18 protein-coding genes and 1 riboswitch are annotated in these 18035 nt (G+C 40.0%); of the genes, 8 read left to right on the top strand and 10 right to left on the bottom strand.

What is annotated here, in order from left to right; translation table 11 throughout:
* Nucleotides 1-58: 58 nt before the first annotated feature.
* From ABJV04_RS01835 to moaA, 9 genes are all read right to left on the bottom strand, one after another.
* Entirely contained in the window at nt 59-517 is a 459-nt protein-coding gene (locus ABJV04_RS01835) for a Rid family detoxifying hydrolase (protein ID WP_348489403.1), read from the bottom strand.
* Between the two features lie 21 nt (nt 518-538).
* Nucleotides 539-1612 carry a dienelactone hydrolase family protein gene (locus tag ABJV04_RS01840; protein ID WP_348489404.1) on the bottom strand — a complete coding sequence of 358 codons (1074 nt, stop codon included), beginning with the start codon at nt 1610-1612 and terminating at the stop codon, nt 539-541.
* Between the two features lie 10 nt (nt 1613-1622).
* Nucleotides 1623-3878, bottom strand: a complete 2256-nt coding sequence (locus tag ABJV04_RS01845; RefSeq protein ID WP_348489405.1) for a TonB-dependent receptor — start codon at nt 3876-3878, stop codon at nt 1623-1625.
* Nucleotides 3879-4158: 280 nt separating this feature from the next.
* Nucleotides 4159-4632, bottom strand: a complete 474-nt coding sequence (gene moaE / locus ABJV04_RS01850) for a molybdopterin synthase catalytic subunit MoaE (RefSeq protein ID WP_348489406.1) — start codon at nt 4630-4632, stop codon at nt 4159-4161.
* 2 nt (nt 4633-4634) lie between these two features.
* Entirely contained in the window at nt 4635-4877 is a 243-nt protein-coding gene (gene moaD, locus ABJV04_RS01855; RefSeq protein WP_348489407.1) for a molybdopterin converting factor subunit 1, read from the bottom strand.
* Nucleotides 4878-4886: 9 nt separating this feature from the next.
* Nucleotides 4887-5426, bottom strand: a complete 540-nt coding sequence (moaC, locus tag ABJV04_RS01860; protein WP_348489408.1) for a cyclic pyranopterin monophosphate synthase MoaC — start codon at nt 5424-5426, stop codon at nt 4887-4889.
* Nucleotides 5427-5428: 2 nt separating this feature from the next.
* A complete protein-coding gene (gene moaB / locus ABJV04_RS01865) occupies nt 5429-5968 on the bottom strand; it encodes a molybdenum cofactor biosynthesis protein B (protein WP_348489409.1) in 540 nt (179 codons plus the stop codon).
* A gap of 30 nt (nt 5969-5998) precedes the next feature.
* Complete coding sequence (locus ABJV04_RS01870; RefSeq protein WP_348489410.1) at nt 5999-6592, bottom strand: molybdenum cofactor guanylyltransferase; 594 nt, start codon at nt 6590-6592, stop codon at nt 5999-6001.
* Nucleotides 6593-6594: 2 nt separating this feature from the next.
* Nucleotides 6595-7563, bottom strand: a complete 969-nt coding sequence (gene moaA, locus ABJV04_RS01875) for a GTP 3',8-cyclase MoaA (protein WP_348489411.1) — start codon at nt 7561-7563, stop codon at nt 6595-6597.
* Nucleotides 7554-7782, bottom strand: a riboswitch (molybdenum cofactor riboswitch). Its footprint overlaps the gene before it by 10 nt.
* Nucleotides 7783-8050: 268 nt before the next feature.
* On the opposite strand from moaA, the gene ABJV04_RS01880 reads away from it, so the two are divergent.
* The 8 genes from ABJV04_RS01880 to ABJV04_RS01915 all read left to right on the top strand — a co-directional run bounded on the left by ABJV04_RS01880 (nt 8051) and on the right by ABJV04_RS01915 (nt 17260).
* Nucleotides 8051-8965 carry a kinase gene (locus tag ABJV04_RS01880; RefSeq protein WP_348489412.1) on the top strand — a complete coding sequence of 305 codons (915 nt, stop codon included), beginning with the start codon at nt 8051-8053 and terminating at the stop codon, nt 8963-8965.
* Nucleotides 8962-9804, top strand: a complete 843-nt coding sequence (locus ABJV04_RS01885; protein ID WP_348489413.1) for an HAD-IIB family hydrolase — start codon at nt 8962-8964, stop codon at nt 9802-9804. Before ABJV04_RS01880 ends, ABJV04_RS01885 begins: the two co-directional genes overlap by 4 nt.
* On the top strand, nt 9797-11020 hold the full coding sequence (locus ABJV04_RS01890; RefSeq protein WP_348489414.1) for a glycosyl transferase: 1224 nt from the start codon (nt 9797-9799) through the stop codon (nt 11018-11020). Before ABJV04_RS01885 ends, ABJV04_RS01890 begins: the two co-directional genes overlap by 8 nt.
* Nucleotides 11021-11038: 18 nt before the next feature.
* Nucleotides 11039-12799, top strand: a complete 1761-nt coding sequence (locus ABJV04_RS01895) for a sugar phosphorylase (protein ID WP_348489415.1) — start codon at nt 11039-11041, stop codon at nt 12797-12799.
* 357 nt (nt 12800-13156) lie between these two features.
* Entirely contained in the window at nt 13157-13366 is a 210-nt protein-coding gene (locus tag ABJV04_RS01900; RefSeq protein ID WP_348489416.1) for a hypothetical protein, read from the top strand.
* Nucleotides 13367-13657: 291 nt separating this feature from the next.
* Nucleotides 13658-14515, top strand: coding sequence for a TraB/GumN family protein (locus tag ABJV04_RS01905; protein WP_348489417.1), 858 nt, complete (start codon nt 13658-13660; stop codon nt 14513-14515).
* A gap of 154 nt (nt 14516-14669) precedes the next feature.
* Nucleotides 14670-15896 carry a gephyrin-like molybdotransferase Glp gene (gene glp / locus ABJV04_RS01910; RefSeq protein ID WP_348489418.1) on the top strand — a complete coding sequence of 409 codons (1227 nt, stop codon included), beginning with the start codon at nt 14670-14672 and terminating at the stop codon, nt 15894-15896.
* Nucleotides 15893-17260, top strand: a complete 1368-nt coding sequence (locus ABJV04_RS01915) for an MATE family efflux transporter (RefSeq protein WP_348489419.1) — start codon at nt 15893-15895, stop codon at nt 17258-17260. The genes glp and ABJV04_RS01915 overlap by 4 nt, the downstream gene beginning before the upstream one ends.
* A gap of 120 nt (nt 17261-17380) precedes the next feature.
* On the opposite strand, the gene ABJV04_RS01920 is transcribed toward ABJV04_RS01915, so the two are convergent.
* Nucleotides 17381-18031: a bifunctional 4-hydroxy-2-oxoglutarate aldolase/2-dehydro-3-deoxy-phosphogluconate aldolase gene (locus ABJV04_RS01920; RefSeq protein WP_348489420.1), complete on the bottom strand. Its 651-nt coding sequence runs from the start codon at nt 18029-18031 to the stop codon at nt 17381-17383.
* Between the last annotated feature and the right edge of the window lie 4 nt (nt 18032-18035).

Raw genomic sequence — 18035 nt, forward strand, 5'->3', positions numbered from 1 at the left:
AATAACACGAGAGCTAACCGAACTAAAATGACTATTGGTTAGCTCTCGCTTTATTAGCTCAAGCGTCTGCTGCTAAGGCCATACACTCAATTTCAACTCGACCACCTAATCCTAGGCCGCTGCCAGCAACGGCACTTCGCGCAGGTAGTGACTCGTTAAAGTATTGCACATAAACTTTGTTCACCTCTCCCCATTCGTTAATATCCGCAAGAAACAGCGTGCATTTAATCACTTTGTCCATGCTGGAACCAAAACGCTCTAGGGTCGCTTTAATATTTTTTAAGGCTTGGTGAGTTTCTGCAACCACACCGCCTTCCACCAGTTTCAGTTGTCCAGGGATCACCCCCAACTCGCCGGATAAATATAAGATGCCGTTAGCCTCTACAGCTTGCGAAAATGGCAAGTTTAATTGTTTAAACTCCTCAGAACTCAGCCTTTTAATGCTGCTAGATTGTGCATAAACATTACTATTGGCAAAACATAACAATATTCCCAAAACAGTAGCTATATATCTCATACGTACTCCTTTTGTTTTGTGCTATTTCAACAAATAGTTACTGGTGTATTGGGAAAGCAATAAATTAGAAAACCCATGGGTTTGTTTATCTTGTCCCATAATATAGCCTTCTGACATACAGGTTTGTTGCATCGCACCCAATATACGCAATCTAAAGTGGTATTTTTGTTCACGATTAAGCTGTGAAGGAACTTCTATGGTTTTTCCATTTATTTGCCAATCTCCATTGTCTAATAACACTTGTTGGCAAGGCGCAGGATTTAAGGTGGGCACAAATTGTCTAGGTGTCGCCATTTCCCAACCATGTCCTGCACTAGGAAAAATCGTACTGCCGATGGCAGAACCTGCACCACGCAATTTATTTTCAATACGTGCGCATGCTTCTAAGTCATTGGACTTATCTTCTGCACCGCGCAAGCTAAATAAGGGCGCGCCAGTGGTTTTAACCGTTTGCAGATCAAAATGACAAGGACCGTAATAATCTAAATGCAATGCAAATGGAGGAACTTCGGCAGCCATATTATGATAAATACGATTATCTAAGGCGGCACGCGTAGCCATACCACCATAAGAGAATCCCATTAAACCGATTTTTTGAGGTTTAATAGCAGGATGTTGATTGAGGAAATTTAACGCGCTATACGCATCGGCAACCTCATCAGCATCACTTACAACGGCCACTCTTAGACCATAAGGCGTCTCTTCCGTTACGCCCCTAGCGCCATAGGAATTAACCACTAAACCTGCAATACCGTGATCCGCCATCCATTGACCATAGGCTATTTCACGGCTAGGCAGAATACCGCCGCTACCGTGCAGGATGACCATTGCTGGCACCGGGTTTTCGGCACTAGCCCCTTTAGGTAAAAACAATCGTCCGTGAACAGTGGTTGCCTCAAGCTGCTGTTCCGGTAAAACCAACCACTTATAATCTCCAGGTGTAACCGAAGAAAAATAAACATCACCAACCGTATCTCCACTCACCTCAGTAATTGCCGGATAATCTGGAAAATCAGGTAATGGTGGTGGTTGCCTTTTCTCCTGGGCTACAGAAGAAAAGCATATCAATGAAAAACAAATTAAAAGTGCGCGCATATTATTCTCCTTAGAAGCTGTAAACCACTTCTACGCCATAAGTGCGAGGCTCTTGATAATTTGTAGTAACAGTGCCAAAAAAGTCTTTGCGATTATCGATAGGATCACGCACATCAGCTAGGTTACGTCCCCAAAGGTAGGCTTCCCAACCATTATTAGTACCGAGTAAACCGATACGCGCGTTAACTAGAGTGATGCTATCTACATGACCAAAATCGACCACAGTGCCATCCGCCAGTGTCGCAGTTTCAACATTATCAACTGTAGTAAAGAAGCCACTACTGTGAGTCACATCTAAACGTAAGGTTAAGTCAGCATTAATTGCGCTAATTTCGGTGATATATTGCGCACCTAATGAGAAGTTACTGTCTGGAGCATTAATAAGGTCTTTTCCTTCGGCATTGCCACCACCAGTTAAGCCTCCTGGGAAGCTATCAAACTCGGTATCTAACAACCCCATGCTCGCTTGTATTTCTAAGTTACTAATAGGTCTATAGGTCATTTCAAGTTCAATACCTTTACTCGTCGCCTTGGCTGCATTACGAATTGAAATTGATGAAGCTCCATTACCTAAGTCAATGAATTGATTAACCTGATAGTTTTTAAACTCAGAATTAAATGCTGCAAAATTTAAAATTAAGCTATTACGATAAAAATTACCTTTCAAGCCCAACTCTGCGCTGCCCACAGTTTCTTTATCGAATTGAATTCCTGCGGCTAAGTCAGCATTGGTGATGAAATCGAGGTTATAACCACCACTTTTGAAACCAGTCGAATATTTAGCGTAACCATTTAATGATTTATTAAATGAATGATTAAAACTCAATGCATAAGAAATATAGTTATCACTGCGCGAATCGATAAGCTGACCATCGGTGCTGCCAATGCCAAAAATTCCTGAAGCAGAACCATCTAATAACCAGTCTAGATCTTTTTCTTCAGTGGTGTAGCGCAGCCCTAATGCCAAAGAACTGTCCTCTGATAGGTCATAACCACCGTTAAAATAAGCCGCGTAGCTATCCGTTGTAACAAAACCGGTGTTAGTTACAACTGAACCTGGCACATTTCCTAACAAGAATGACTGAGCGCCATTGATTGCATCACGTCGTGTTTCGGCATCCTGACGATATAAATACAGGCCAGCTACGTAATCAAACGCTGACTCATCCTGAGGAGATATAATTTGGAACTCTTGAGACCATTGTTCGTATTGATCTGAATATTCTATGACCAGAAAATCGACTACTGAATAATCTGAGTCATTACGGTAAAAAATGTCCGTATCTCGATATGCAGTAATAGATTTTATATCGTAACCACTATCCATTTGATAAGACAGATCCAATGAGCCACCAACTATATCGCGTTTTTCATAGGTATCGATGGAAGTGGCTACTTCGTCTTTTTCCGGTGCAGCGGCATCCAGTGTACTACTGAATGTATCTGATATCGCTTCCCCTAAAAAGGACAAACGTTCCGTATTGAGGCCATCAACACTGAAATTTAATTCTAATTTATCAGATAATTGTGAGCGGAACTGTCCACGATAAGCTAATGCATCACGTTCATTTAAATCATTACCCGTGGTTAAGTTTTTAATGTAACCATCTCTGTCTAACTTAGTGACTGAGAATTTTGCGGCACTGGTGTCTGAAACTGGCAGATTAATCTGTCCTTGAATTTCCCTTGCCCCCAAATTACCAATAGACGCACTAAACTTTCCTTCTAGCTCGTCAGATGGTTTTTTCGAAATAAGGTTAATTGCACCGGCTACGGTATTTTTGCCAAACAGTGTACCTTGTGGACCACGCAATACTTCCACGCGTTCTAAATCCAAAAGTTCTTGGTTTAGCGCTGGGGACTGACCAAGGTAAACACCATCTAAATAAACCCCTACGCGGGTATCAAAACCAATATTACGGCTATTTGCTCCTACCCCACGGATAGTGATAGCCGAGGTGAAATCTGTGGTTCGAGTAATCGACAGGTTTGGAATGAAATCGGCTAACTCTGTTAATTGAGTGATGCCGGTTTGGTCGATACTCGCCGCACTAAAAGATGATATAGCGATGGGGACTTCGGATAATTGTTGAGTTCTTTTTTGAGCAGTAACAACAACGACTTCATACTCTTCTTGCTCTTCGGTCTCTGCTGCTGGTGATTGTTGTGCCATACAAGTGGAAGAAAGCGCGAGTGCAACGCTGGTAACCACCCCTTTGCGGTAAATAGAAAACTTGCTGGGTAAATCCGTAACTAGATTATTCATTAAAGGTTCCTTTTTCTTTATTTTTAATAACAAATCACTTAATAGAACAAACAATGCTGCTCAATGATTCCATGTTGATAGTATTTTTCTAGCTTGGCAAGCTAAGTTGTTAATGAAATTAGAAAAATTTCTATTTTGACAGATATTTTTTGAGAAAAAATAGGCTAACCACCTAAGTTTATAAACGCCACTTAAGTACATCTATTAATCTAACTTATAGGAGTGAGTGATTTTTAAGAAGTTTGCGGAAAATTTATAAGGAATTAATCTGGTAGTGAGTTCATTTAGTCCATTTTTGCGCAGCGAGTTCATCTGATTGTCTTTTCTCAATCCAATGCTCACTACCTTCCCTTACTTCCTTTTTCCAAAAAGGGGCTTGGGTTTTTAAAAAATCCATTAAAAATTGGCAGGCTTCAAAAGCCTCGCTGCGATGTTGTGAGCTTACCCCAACAAACACAATTTGTTGATTAATATCTAACATCCCTATTCGGTGAATAATGGTTATCGCCCCCAGTGACCACTTTTGTGAGGCTTGTTTAGCCAAGTCATCAAGCACCTTTTCTGTCATGCCGGGATAATGTTCAAGAAATAATCCGCTAACACTTTCGCCTAAATTCGTGTCTCGAACTAGCCCTGTGAAGGTAACTATTGCGCCATATTGGGTATCGTGATTTTTGAGGCGTTGATACTCTTCCCCGTGCTCAAAATCAGACTGCTGAACCAAAATAGTGATTAACGGTGTTGATTCAACCATTATCAACCACCTGTGACCGGAGGAAAAAACGCTATTTCGTCGTTAGCCTCAATTGCCGTATCAAAGTCACAAATCGTTTGATTCACAGCGACCAACACCTGTTTAGATGACAAAGATTGTTGCCAAATTTCGCCCTTAGCGGCTAGCAGTTCCCGCAAAGCATGAACGGTTTTAGGACGTTCATCTAAGCAAAGCTCTGCGACACCGAGTTGTTCCCTAAGTTGACCAAAAAACAATATTTTCATGAAAGATGTTTAACCTTTTTGATTATCCGAACGATGCCAATCCCCAGTCTTGCCGCCACTTTTTTCCTCGACTTTTATATCGCCAATGAGCATATGAGGATCCACGGCTTTACACATATCAAACAGGGTCAGTGCAGCCACAGAAACTGCCGTCAACGCTTCCATCTCTACCCCTGTTTGCCCTGCTAACTTGCAGGTTGCGCGAATATTTACGCGGTTTAATGATGAATCAACAGTAAAATCCACTTGGACTTTAGATAACATCAATGGGTGACAAAGAGGGATTAAATCAGCACACTTTTTTGCACCCTGAATACCGGCAATACGAGCAACTGCGAAAACATCACCTTTGGCATGTTGCCCATTGGCAATCATATTTAAGGTATCCGCTTGCATCTGTACAAAGCCCGACGCAGTTGCGATTCGCTGGGTAACGGCTTTCTCGGTAACATCCACCATATTCGCTTGACCGTTTTGATCAATATGACTTAAGTGTTTTTGTGTTGTTTGATGACTGTCTGATTTATCTGGTGATTTATTTGATTGCACAATTATCCCCTGCTTTCACATTGGTCGACATCAAGGTTTTTCAAATGCACAACAAAATTACAGGGCTTATGACGACTATCTAGTTGCTCTAATAGAATGTCTTGCCAGCCAGTTTTACACGCCCCCGTTGAACCCGGCAAACAAAATATAGCGGTGCCATTGGCCATGCCACCCAGCGCACGAGATTGCACCGTAGAGGTACCAATTTGCTCATAGGAAATATGACGAAATAGTTCGCCAAATCCCTCGATATGTTTATCAAATAACACTTCTAATGACTCTGGAGTCATATCCCTGGGAGTAAAACCTGTTCCCCCGGTGGTAATGACTACGTGGATATTTTTAGCTAAAATCCAATTGGATACGATACTGCGAAGTTGGTATTTATCATCTTTACAAATTCGCTTTTCCACTACCTGATGGCCAGCAGATGTTGCCGCTTCAACCAAATAGCGTCCCGATGTATCGGTTTCTTCATCCCGCGTATCTGACACAGTTAACACTGCGATATTAAGTGATTTAAATTGCTTGATTGCAGGCATTTGCCCTCCAAAAAACTGAACTAAACACCCCTAACATTGATTCATTTGTTCCACTTTTTGCATTTGCTCTGGGGTATTTACATTGTAAAAAGCATCTTTGGCTATTTGCCCTTTATTATAATTAATTTCTACTGCGCTGAGTTTTTTAAGCAATGAAAAAATCGATCTATCATCAGACTCAATTTGTTGTTTTAGTGTTGCCGCAAACTGGGCATCCAACTGAATAAAAAACGGCATGGGATGGGATCGGAAGTAGCACGCAAAGTGACGCTCTGCTCCTTGTAAAGCGAGTTGCTTTAAACTAGCAGCAGGAAACAGTGGCATATCAATAGGCACAACTAAAACACCATCAACATTATTTAGCCTAGATTGGGGAAGATTTAATAGCGCGTCTAAAGCAGCCAAAGGTCCTTTATCAAATAACCTGTCTGCCATAGCACCTTCTAGGCTATTAGAGCTAACCACATAATTATGGATGCCAATGGACTCAAAACGTTTGATTGCAAGTTGCAAAAATGACTCACCAGACAAGCTTAAAGTGGACTTATCTACTCCCATTCGACTAGAACGCCCGCCCGCTAAAATTAACCCTAAAGTGTTTTTAATTGAACTGTCAGCGCTCATGGTTAACCGCCTAACATCGCCAAATGTTTAGTGGCACCGGTAAAACCTTGATCTAGCCAATGAGTAGCGTCTTTATCCCCTAACAATTGCTGTAATTGTTGTTGCAACTCTAGGGTATCTGTTTGTTGTAAATAAGGTCGAATATCTAAGCCTTTATCAGCAAATAAACACAGGTGTAATTTACCGGTGGCACTGATCCTTAGGCGATTACAAGTGGCGCAAAAATCTTTACTGTAAGGCATGATAAGGCCAATTTTACCTTGATAATCTGGATGCCAAAATTCTTGTGCAGGGCCTGCGGTATTATTTTGAATAACAGGACTCCAACCATTTTCAAGCAAATACTGTTTAATTGGCTCACCGGACAAATGGTTGAGCTTAAAGAAGTCTTTATTATCGCCTGTTTCCATCAATTCGATCAGTCGAAAGGTAATCGGCGTATGTTTTAACCAGGATAAAAAGGCACCGAGTTCATTACCATTGTATTGACGCATTAAAACGCCATTAACTTTAACCTTCAATCCACGTTCTAAGCCACGTTTAATACCTGACAAGATGGTTTCCAGTTTATCGTGACCGGTAATACTTTCAAACATACGGGGATCAAGGCTATCAATACTGACATTCAATAAATTGAGACCAGCATCTACCCAAGAGTCTACTTGCTGTTCTAAACGATAGCCGTTGGTGGTAATGGCTACCTGTTCTACGCCAGTGGTTGAGGCCGCAATTTGAATAATCTGTGGCAGATCTTTACGTAACGAGGGCTCTCCCCCTGTTATCCTAATTTTTTTGGTTCCTAAGTCTGCAAAACCCGCACAAATTTGGCGAATTTCAGACAAACCTAAAAAATTACGATCGGAGTCGCATTGATAACCATCAGGTAGGCAATAGTCGCAACTGAAGTTACATACATCTGTGACGGACAACCGCAAGTAATGGAAGCGGCGCCCAAATTTATCTTTTAACACGTTAAACACCTTTCCAAAGTCATGAACAACCAAATTGTTGTACATGTAGCGGGAGGCAAACTAGTTTCCCAATTTACCCTGGCAACCCATAATAGTTGCGGCCAAAATTACTTATATTGTTTATTAAGGTTTTCATCGAAGAGGTTTAAATTCACCTTTAAAAAACCTTAATATCTATCTGCAATACTTAGTAACAGAGGCTCGGAGTTTCATTTTAAGTACCATTTGCTAATTAGTAATATCGCTTAGGATATTAAGTTGTTACTCCATAAGAGTATAGCATTGATGATAACGTCATTTAACCTCACTATGGAGGTGCAACGCAAATGGTTTATGTTTGTTAACCATGCAAGACAATACTTGCTATCAAAACGATAATTTGCTTTATTTGATAACTAAAGTTAGCACTATATTGGCACGTTTGTTGTAAGTTCTATTTGATGATTATAAATATTCCAGTTAATTATTTACTCTATAAAGGCCAATTTTGAAGGTAACTCCAGAATCTAAAAGGCTAGTTGAAGCCTTTATCGAAAAACACCAACTCGATACGAACTTTAGCGATGTTGCGCTAACATGGTTCATCCCTTTAGCTGAAAAACTAAAATTGCACCACGAGAGTGCAAAAAGACCGATCTTCATCGGTGTAAATGGATGCCAAGGTTCCGGAAAATCGACTCTCACCGAGCTTTTACTCACCTATTTGACTGAGGTAAAACAATTAAAAGTTATAAACCTTTCATTAGATGACTTTTATTTTTCAAAAGCCTATCGCCAAGAATTAGCCCATAGCATACACCCGCTATTAGCAACTCGTGGCGTGCCAGGTACCCATGATACGAAACTATTGAATCAGGTTTTACTCAGTTTAAAACAACAACAAACTGGCTTTCCGATTCCAAGGTTTAATAAGGCAACGGATGATCCCTTCCCTAAAGAAGAATGGCCGGTTATCGAACAGCCAGTAGATATTATTTTAATGGAAGGATGGTGCTGGGGTGTTACTGCGCAAACTAATGAGCAACTCAGCACACCAATAAATACATTGGAGTCTGAAGAAGACAGTGACGGTGCTTGGCGTACTTACGTCAATCAACAATTACAAACAGAATATCAAAATTTATATCAATTAATGGATTTTTGGATAATGCTTAAAGCACCTTCTTTTGAGTGTGTTTTCGACTGGCGACTTCAACAAGAGCAAAAGCTTATTCAAAAATTGGCAACTGCTTCTGACTCAGAAGCTAAAAGTGGGATTATGTCAGCAAACGAAATCAAACGATTTATTCAGCATTATCAAAGATTAACAGAGCAGAGTTTAGCTACCCTTAAAGACTCTTGTGATGTGGTATTTGAATTAGATAAACACCGAAAAATTATTAACGTAAAGGGGGTAAAATGAGCGACCAGTTTGTCATTTTTACCGATATGGATGGCACCTTACTGGATCATCACTCTTACAGTCACGAAGCCGCTCAAAAGATGCTTTCTTTCTTGAAAAAAAATAGCATTCCAGTTATTCCAAATACCAGCAAAACCTACGATGAAATGCAGGAATTAACTGACCAATTGGGCATTGAAGGCCCCTTTATTGTCGAAAATGGTGCTGCTATTCATATTCCTCATGGTTTCTTCAAGAAAAAACCCGCAAATACTCAATGGGTGGGTAAAAACTGGGTTCGGAATTTCACCTCGAAAAAAAGCTATTGGTTAAGTCTTTTAAACAAAATTGAAAATGACTTTGCAGGTCAATTTACCCACTTTTCTAAAATGACCCTTGCAGAAATTTGTGATGCCACAGGGTTGGAACCAGAACAAGCTAAACGTGCTGCAAATAGATTGTACGGTGAACCGGTATTATGGCTGGGGAACGAAGAACAAAAGAAAAAGTTTATCAACTGTGTGCAACAACTCGGCGCAAAAACCCTCATAGGTGGACGCTTTATCCATATATCTGGAGAAACGGATAAAGGTGCCGCACTTAATTGGTTTGTAGGCGAGTTGCAAAGACAATACCCGGATATCAATTGGGTTTCCATTGCATTAGGTGATGGCCAAAATGATGCGGCCATGCTTGATGCCGCCGATATAGCAGTACGCATAAAATCTCCCGTTAACGACTATCCTCAACTACAACGCACAGAAAATGTGTTTGATAGCCAACTCGAAGGACCTGAGGGTTGGACTGAATGTCTTCAACAAATATTAAATTTAACGTTAAAGGAGCCAGAAAATGGCTGATTTTTACCAAAACGGAATAACCACAACTTTACACCAACTATCTAAACGCCCCATTGATGAAATGGAATCTGAACTGTTAGCCTTTTCCAAAAAGCGTCCATTAGGCCTGCTTTTACCAAGCTTGTTTTCCGAGCTTGAGGGCGAAGCGATGCCAGAAATTATCAATAACATATGCAAAGTGCCGTATTTAAGCGAAATTGTTATTGGTTTAGATAGAGCGTCAAAAGAACAATATCAACACGCCATTAAGTTTTTTGACAAACTACCACAGCATCATCGTATTTTATGGAATGATGGTCCGCGTTTAAAAGCTATCGACAAAGAGTTAGCTGATTTAGGTCTTGCTCCAAAAGAAATGGGCAAAGGCCGTAACGTGTGGTATTGCATGGGGTATATTCTAGCTACAGGCCGTGCAGAATCTATTGCATTGCATGACTGTGACATCTTAACCTACGATCGCAGTCTTCTGGCAAAATTGATTTATCCGGTTGCTCACCCACAATTTAATTACGAGTTTTGTAAAGGCTATTACGCCCGTGTGGCAGATGGAAAAATCAATGGTCGAGTATCTCGATTATTAGTAACTCCATTATTGCGCGCATTAAAACGCACCGTAGGTAACAACGAATACTTAGAGTTTATGGATAGTTTTAGATATCCATTAGCGGGTGAATTTTCATTCAGACGTGATGTATTAAATGATATTCGCATTCCTAGTGATTGGGGATTAGAAATCGGTGTGTTATCAGAGATGCACCGTAACTACTCTCACAACCGTTTGTGCCAAGTAGACATTGCAGAAACCTATGATCATAAACACCAAGATCTTTCTCTTCACAATGATCAAGGTGGATTGTCTAAAATGTCTATCGACATTACCAAAGCACTGTTTCGTAAACTTGCGACACAAGGCTTTACCTTCACCAATGAGTCATTCCGCACATTAAAAGCCACCTATTTCCGAATCGCATTGGATTTTGTGGAAACCTATCATAATGATGCGGTTATGAATGGACTGGAGTTGGACATTCATAGAGAAGAAAAAGCAGTAGAAATGTTTGCTCAAAATATTATGAAAGCGGGTCAAAGTTTCTTGGAAAACCCAATGGAAACTCCCTTTATACCTAGCTGGAACCGAGTCATAAGTGCTGTACCAGATATACTAGACCGCATCAAAGATGCCGTTGAATTGGATTACGAAGAGTTTCGATATTAATAGTAAGGGGAAACATCAATGTCTGAAGCTTATACGTGGCTGTGTGAAAAAATACAACATCACTTAGACGTAATTTATCAAGGGGTTGATATTCCTCAAAGTAGCGAGGAAATAGCAAAATCGCTTATCACCACAATGCGATTAGATGAGGTATGTGATAGACAAATACCCGTGCCTCATCAAAACCATTGGAGCGAAGAAGACATTATATTAATTACATATGGGGATAGCATAGAGTCAGAGATGCAAACCCCATTGGTAACCTTGCATCAGTTTTTAAACAATCATGTGAAAGACACCATTAATTCGGTGCACATACTGCCGTTCTTTCCATATAGTTCAGATGATGGATTTGCGGTAATTGATTATTCGAGCGTAAATGAATCTTTGGGAAATTGGCTAGACGTTAAGTCAATTTCAACCAACTACCGATTAATGTCGGATTTGGTTATTAACCATTGTTCTTCGCGCAGTGCATGGTTCGATAACTTTATTAAAGGTGAAGGACCTGGTAGTGATTTTTTCTTTACCGTTGATGATGACTATGACACATCAAACGTCGTGAGGCCCCGCACATCTGAACTGTTGCGGGAAACCAAAACTGAGAATGGCATTAAAAAAGTTTGGTGTACATTTAGTCATGACCAAGTGGATTTTGACTTTCAGAATCCCAAGGTTTTAGGTGCATTTGTTGAGATTATTCGACAATATTTGGATCACGGCGTGCGGATTTTCAGATTAGATGCCGTTGCTTTTCTTTGGAAAAAATCAGGAACCACCTGTATTAACCTAGAAAAGACCCATGAAGTTATTCGCTTACTGCGTACATTGATTGAGTATGCACAAAACGATTGCATTATTATTACTGAAACCAACATTCCTAACCGTGAAAACCTAACTTATTTTGGTAATGCTAACGAAGCCCATGCGGTATATAACTTTTCATTGCCACCGTTATTGGTGAACACCTTAGTAACCGGTGACTGTAGTTATTTAAAGAACTGGCTAATGAGTATGCCGCCAGCACAAAACGGGACAACCTATTTTAACTTCATTGCTTCCCATGACGGCATTGGTCTGCGTCCAGCAGAGGGTTTGTTGGATGAAAAAGAGATTAATACTCTTGTTAACACCATGCAAAGTTTTGGCGGTATGGTGTCTTGGCGTACCCTCCCTGGTGGCAAACAAAAACCCTACGAAATAAATATCGCGTTATTTGATGCCTTAAAAGGCACAACCAAAGGGCCGGATAATTTAGGCATGGAAAGATTTATCTGTGCCCATGAAATTATGTTTGCTTTAGAAGGTATACCAGGCTTGTACGTACATAGCTTACTGGCGACCGGAAATGATTATGAACGGGTAACCAATACCAGTCAGAATCGCTCCATTAATCGTAAACGCTGGGATATGTCAGAACTAGAAGACCAACTGAATGATAAAGATAGTCAACATGCCATTGCACTTAAGCGAATGAATCACCTGTTGTCTATACGCATTCACCAAAAAGCTTTCCATCCTAACGCAACACAATTTACCTTGCAGTTGGGGGCAAAACTATTTGGTTTCTGGCGTCAAAGTATTGATAGACGACAAAGTATATTCTGTATCAGTAACATCACAGATACAGATCAAACGGTAGTTATGTCAGATATCAACTTAATTGGCACAGACTGCTGGTGGGACTTAATTACTGGTAATGAAATCATTTTAGATCACTCTGATTTCGTATTAACCCCCTATCAAACGGTTTGGATCAGCAATACTCGTAGTATGTAAAATTATTGAAAGATAGGTGGTTGTCGTTTTGTTAACCATGCTGTAAATGAGCGCCGTTACTTTTTGGCTCCACCTTATCTTTATGATTTATTTGATAAATTAATTACCCCAAAAATAAATGTGGCTTAACACACACACCTTAACATAGCATTTACAAAATTCTTTAACAGCATTCAATTAACCGCTCACCAAAAACCTCATAAGCAATTGTTTTAAAACCATAAATTAAATTTGGCACGGTAAGTGTAATACCCCACTTATACAACAAATAATATTGTTGTTTTGTTAATAGGCGATGCAGTTAACGCCTGTAATTAATCTAAAACGCTAAATTATTAATTAAGTGGAGATTTAAAAATGAAAAAAACAATTCTTATCAGCGCATTCGTTTTAGCAAGTAGTGCCGTTTATGCTCAAGTAGACAAAATATCAATTTTAGATGCAAACGCCGATGGACGCATAAGCGTAGAAGAAGCAGCAAGTGATCCTGCATTGTCTGCAGTTTTTGCAAAATTAGATATCAATAAAGACGGTTATCTGACCCCTAGCGAATTAGCAGATAACTAAAAGTTACAACGCCCATCGCCAACTATGGCAGCATTACTATTAATTAGTGTGTTGCCATTTTCTGTAATACCTTGAGTGAAAATAATTTACCTAAAGTATCCTATTTAGACATATTTTTAATTTTTAAAATATGTTATCAATACAATCCATAACACTTGTTTACCTAATCTAGTTGCTTTATTGAGCATTAAGGTCAATAAAACAACTGTATTTGCTTTGTAGTGGTTAATCTTAAAGTACCCTCTTCGACCTAAAACAAATAATTTAGTCATTCATCAAGGAATTTACGGCATGTACAAAATATTATTAGTAGCAATTTTGATGATTTTTCAAACTTGTTATGCGCTGGCATCCCCACTTTGGAAAGTCAGCAAAGGCAATGATCACGTTATCATCGGTGGCACAATTCATGTGTTAAGTGAAAAGGATTATCCCCTTCCTGAAAAGTTTGAAAAAGCCTATGAGGCCTCCAATACCCTAGTATTTGAATCAGATATTAGCAAAATGAACAGTCCTGAATTTCAGCAACAATCATTGCAATATATCTTACTTCAAGATGGCAAAACCATTAAAGATTTCCTATCTGAAAAAACCTACAAAGCCCTAGAAGTTCATTTGCAAGAACGAAACCTTTCCGTACAACAATTTTCAAACTTAAAACCCAGCTTTTTATCTGTAACCTTATCCATGATTGAGTTGCAAATGATGGGCGTAAGCAGCGCCGGTGTCGATGCCTATTATTCAGCTAAAGGAATTGGCGACCAAAAACAGATTGATTGGTTTGAGCAACCAGAAGAGCAAATGGCAATGCTAGCAGACATGGGTAAAGGTGAAGAAGACGCTATGATCGCCTATGGATTAAAAGATGTGGCCAATATTAAAGAAATGATGCCCAAACTGATAGAAGCCTGGCGTGCTGGGGATTTGCAAAAACTAGCTGAATTAGGGATTGATGAAATGGCCCGTGATTATCCTGATATATATGATCAATTACTGGTTCAACGCAATAAAAACTGGATCCCTAAGATTGAACAGTTTTTTGGTAATCAACAAAAAGAGTTAATTTTAGTTGGCGCATTGCATTTAGCCGGTGATCAAAGTGTGCTTAAATTGCTGCAAGCTAAAGGATACAGCGTCGAGAAATATTAATTTAGTCTAATAGGTAGTTATCAAGCTCTTTATTGCTAACTACCTTTTTAGTAAGGCAATTATAACTCATCTTTTATCTATTTTGATTTGGTAACCCACAAAAATCACGCTATATTATCGCCCTCTTTTAGTTCTTTTCTTAGTGTTAATTTGAATGAAAAATCGTGACTCTAGCAAACCGACTTTAATGCCAATTGATAACGCACTTTCTGAAATGCTTCAGCAATGCGATGCTTTACTTGAGCGCGAATCCATTTCGGTGCTTGATGCATTAAACCGAATTACCGCTGAAGCTATTTTTGCGAAACTACAAGTGCCTCCTAAAAATAATTCAGCGATGGATGGGTTTGCATTTCACGTTAACCAAGAACTGCCTGCTGATACAAAACTAATAATTCAAGGACAAGCTCTGGCCGGAAATCCGTTTAATGAGGAAGTAAAAGCAGGACATTGCGTGAGAATAACCACAGGCGCGATCCTTCCCCCCGGCACGAATACGGTTATGATGCAGGAAAACGTGCAAATCAACGAAAATAACATTGTGTTGAATCAAGCATCGAAAGCGGGTAACAGTGTTCGTTTGGCCGGTGAAGATATCCAATTAGGCCAGCAAGTTATTGCCTCTGGAGAAAAGCTAACGCCAGCCCACATGGCATTGTTAGCCTCAATTGGCGAGCCCACAGTATGGGTAATTCGTCGCCCCAAAGTAGCTATAGTAGTCACTGGAGATGAGCTAGTTCCGCCGGGGAAAGAATTAGAAAATGGTCAAATATATGAAAGTAACCGATTTGCGCTGCAAGGGTTATTGCAGCAACTAAATGTTGAAATTCGACATTACGGCATAGTGGAGGATGATCCGGATAAAATTGCAGATGTTCTTTTAGATGCAAGCGAAAATGCAGATCTCATATTATCCTGTGGGGGTGTATCCGTTGGAGATGCCGATTACGTAAAACAGGTATTAGCCAAAATTGGGCAGATTAATTTTTGGAAAGTGGCCATTAAGCCCGGAAAACCTTTTGCTTTTGGAACCATTAATAACGCGAGCTTTTGCGGGTTACCCGGTAACCCAGTGTCTTCTTATGTCACTTTCCAGAAATTAGTGACACCGCTACTGCATAAATTAATGGGTCGCACTCCACTTGCAGTGCATACCATTAACGCGACTTGCGCTGAACCTATTTATAAACGAGCTGGGCGGGCTGATTTTCAAAGAGGCATCGCGTATCAGGACGAACACGGGGAATACTGGGTTAAACCTAACGGTAGTCAAGGTTCCGGGATCATGTCGTCTATTGCCAATGCAAATTGTTATATCCTCCTTGAAAAAGAGCAAACCAACCTACCCAAAGGTGCAAAAACTAAGATTGAATTATTTTGACTAATTTAAAAATTGAATTAAAACAACTCGTAAGTCTTACCTGGCCACTTCTTATCGCGCAAATTACGCAAACACTGATGGGCGTATCAGACACTATTATGGCAGGACGCTACTCAGCAACGGACATGGCAGCGGTAGCCATAGGATTTAGTATTACCATCCCCATTTTGTGCTTTGTCCAAGGCCTAGCCATGGCTATTCCGCCAATAGTGGCTAAATTGCACGGTGCGGGGAAAACAGAAAAAGCGGCCTATAAAGTTCATCAAGCTACCTTTTTGATTATTCCAGTGTCACTTTGTATCACTCTCAGTGTGTTTTATCTTGAGTATTGGTTTTCTTTCATGGATATAGAAGACAACTTACGCAATATCACTGTTGAATACATGAAATATATCGTTATATCCGCCCCTGCCTTTGCTGGATATCAAATATTACGCAACTATTGTGAAGGATTGTCGTTCACTAAACCGACGATGATCATTATGGGATTAGGTTTAATTATCAATATTCCAGCCAACTATATATTTATATACGGAAAACTGGGAATGCCAGCTATGGGTGGCGTGGGATGTGGCTTGGCCACAAGTTTAGTATTTTTTACCATGTTTGTTGGTACAGCTTGCTATATTCACTTTTCCAAACGCATCAATAGCAACTTATTTCACGGCTGGTCTAAACCTGATATCCAACAGATTTACATTACCTTAAAATTGGGACTTCCCATAGCGCTGACTTTACTTTTTGAAGTGACCCTTTTTGGTGTAGTGGCCTTACTTTTATCGCCCCTTGGGCCACTAACGGTGGCTTCCCATCAAATTGCCCTTAATTTTTCAGCCACAATGTTTATGTTCCCATTAAGTTTAGGTATGGCCACCACCATACGTGTAGGTCATTTTTGGGGTAAACAAGATCAAGTGGGTGCCGCACTGGCTACAAAAACAGCCATTTTGTTAGGGCTTTTTATTGCCTGTTTCACCGCATTGCTAACGATTGTCGCTAAAGAACAAATATCAATGCTGTACACTGAAAATAGACAGGTAATTGAGTTGGCCATGACTTTAATGACATTGGCAGCCATGTTTCAACTTTCCGATTCTGTGCAAGCAATCTCAGCTGGCGCATTGCGAGGCTACAAAGACACCACTGCGATGTTTATTATCTGCTTTTTTGCTTACTGGGGAGTTGGCCTACCTACCGGTATTCTTTTGGCATTAACCGATTATATTGTGCCAGCCTTAGGAGCCTCAGGTTTTTGGATTGGATTTATTTGTGGGTTAACAAGCGCAGCTATTATGTTGGGCGTCAGATTGAACGTTATTCAAAGACGTTTAAAGCTTAATCCTACAGTGTTTGAAAACGCCTAAGAATAATACGCAGTAACTCCATTTATTAGCAGTTAACGCTATTTACGGGTTTATTACTTCAAACAAAAAAAGCTTGTAATCACTACAAGCTTTTTGTTTTAAATTACAACGTTGTACATATTAAGCTAGTGTTTTAGCGCCCTCTACTGCCGCTTTGGCAAGCTCAGTAATGCGATCCCAATCACCCGCTTCTACAGCATCGTCAGGCACTAACCAAGAACCACCGGCACATTGAACATTAGGCAGTGATAAATAATCAAGGTAGTTATTAGGACCAATTCCGCCAGTAGGACAAAATGTAATATGAGGGAAAGGACCACCAATTGATTTTAATGCTTTTATGCCACCAGATGCTTCTGCAGGGAAGAATTTAAAGTGCGTGTAACCGATATCTAAACCTGTCATCAACTCAGAGATAGAAGCCACACCTGGAATAAGCGAAATAGATGAACGTTTACCCGCTTCTAATAAACTGGTAGTTAACCCTGGGCTGATAGCGAAAATTGCGCCAGCTTCTTCAACTTGTTTAAGCTGTTTTTCATTAGTCACAGTACCAGCACCGATAATTGCTTCAGGTACTTCTTCTGCAATTTTTTTAATCACATCAAGAGCGATTTCTGTACGCAACGTCACTTCAAGAACACGAATGCCACCTTTGATTAACGCGTTTGCTACAGGCACCGCATGTTCAATGTTTTTGATAACTAAAACAGGTACTACGGGTCCCTGACTAAATACTTCTTGCGAACTCATTTTCCAATTAAATGACATAATG

The sequence above is a fragment of the Aliiglaciecola sp. genome (assembly GCF_039982535.1).
GTDB lineage: Bacteria > Pseudomonadota > Gammaproteobacteria > Enterobacterales > Alteromonadaceae > Aliiglaciecola.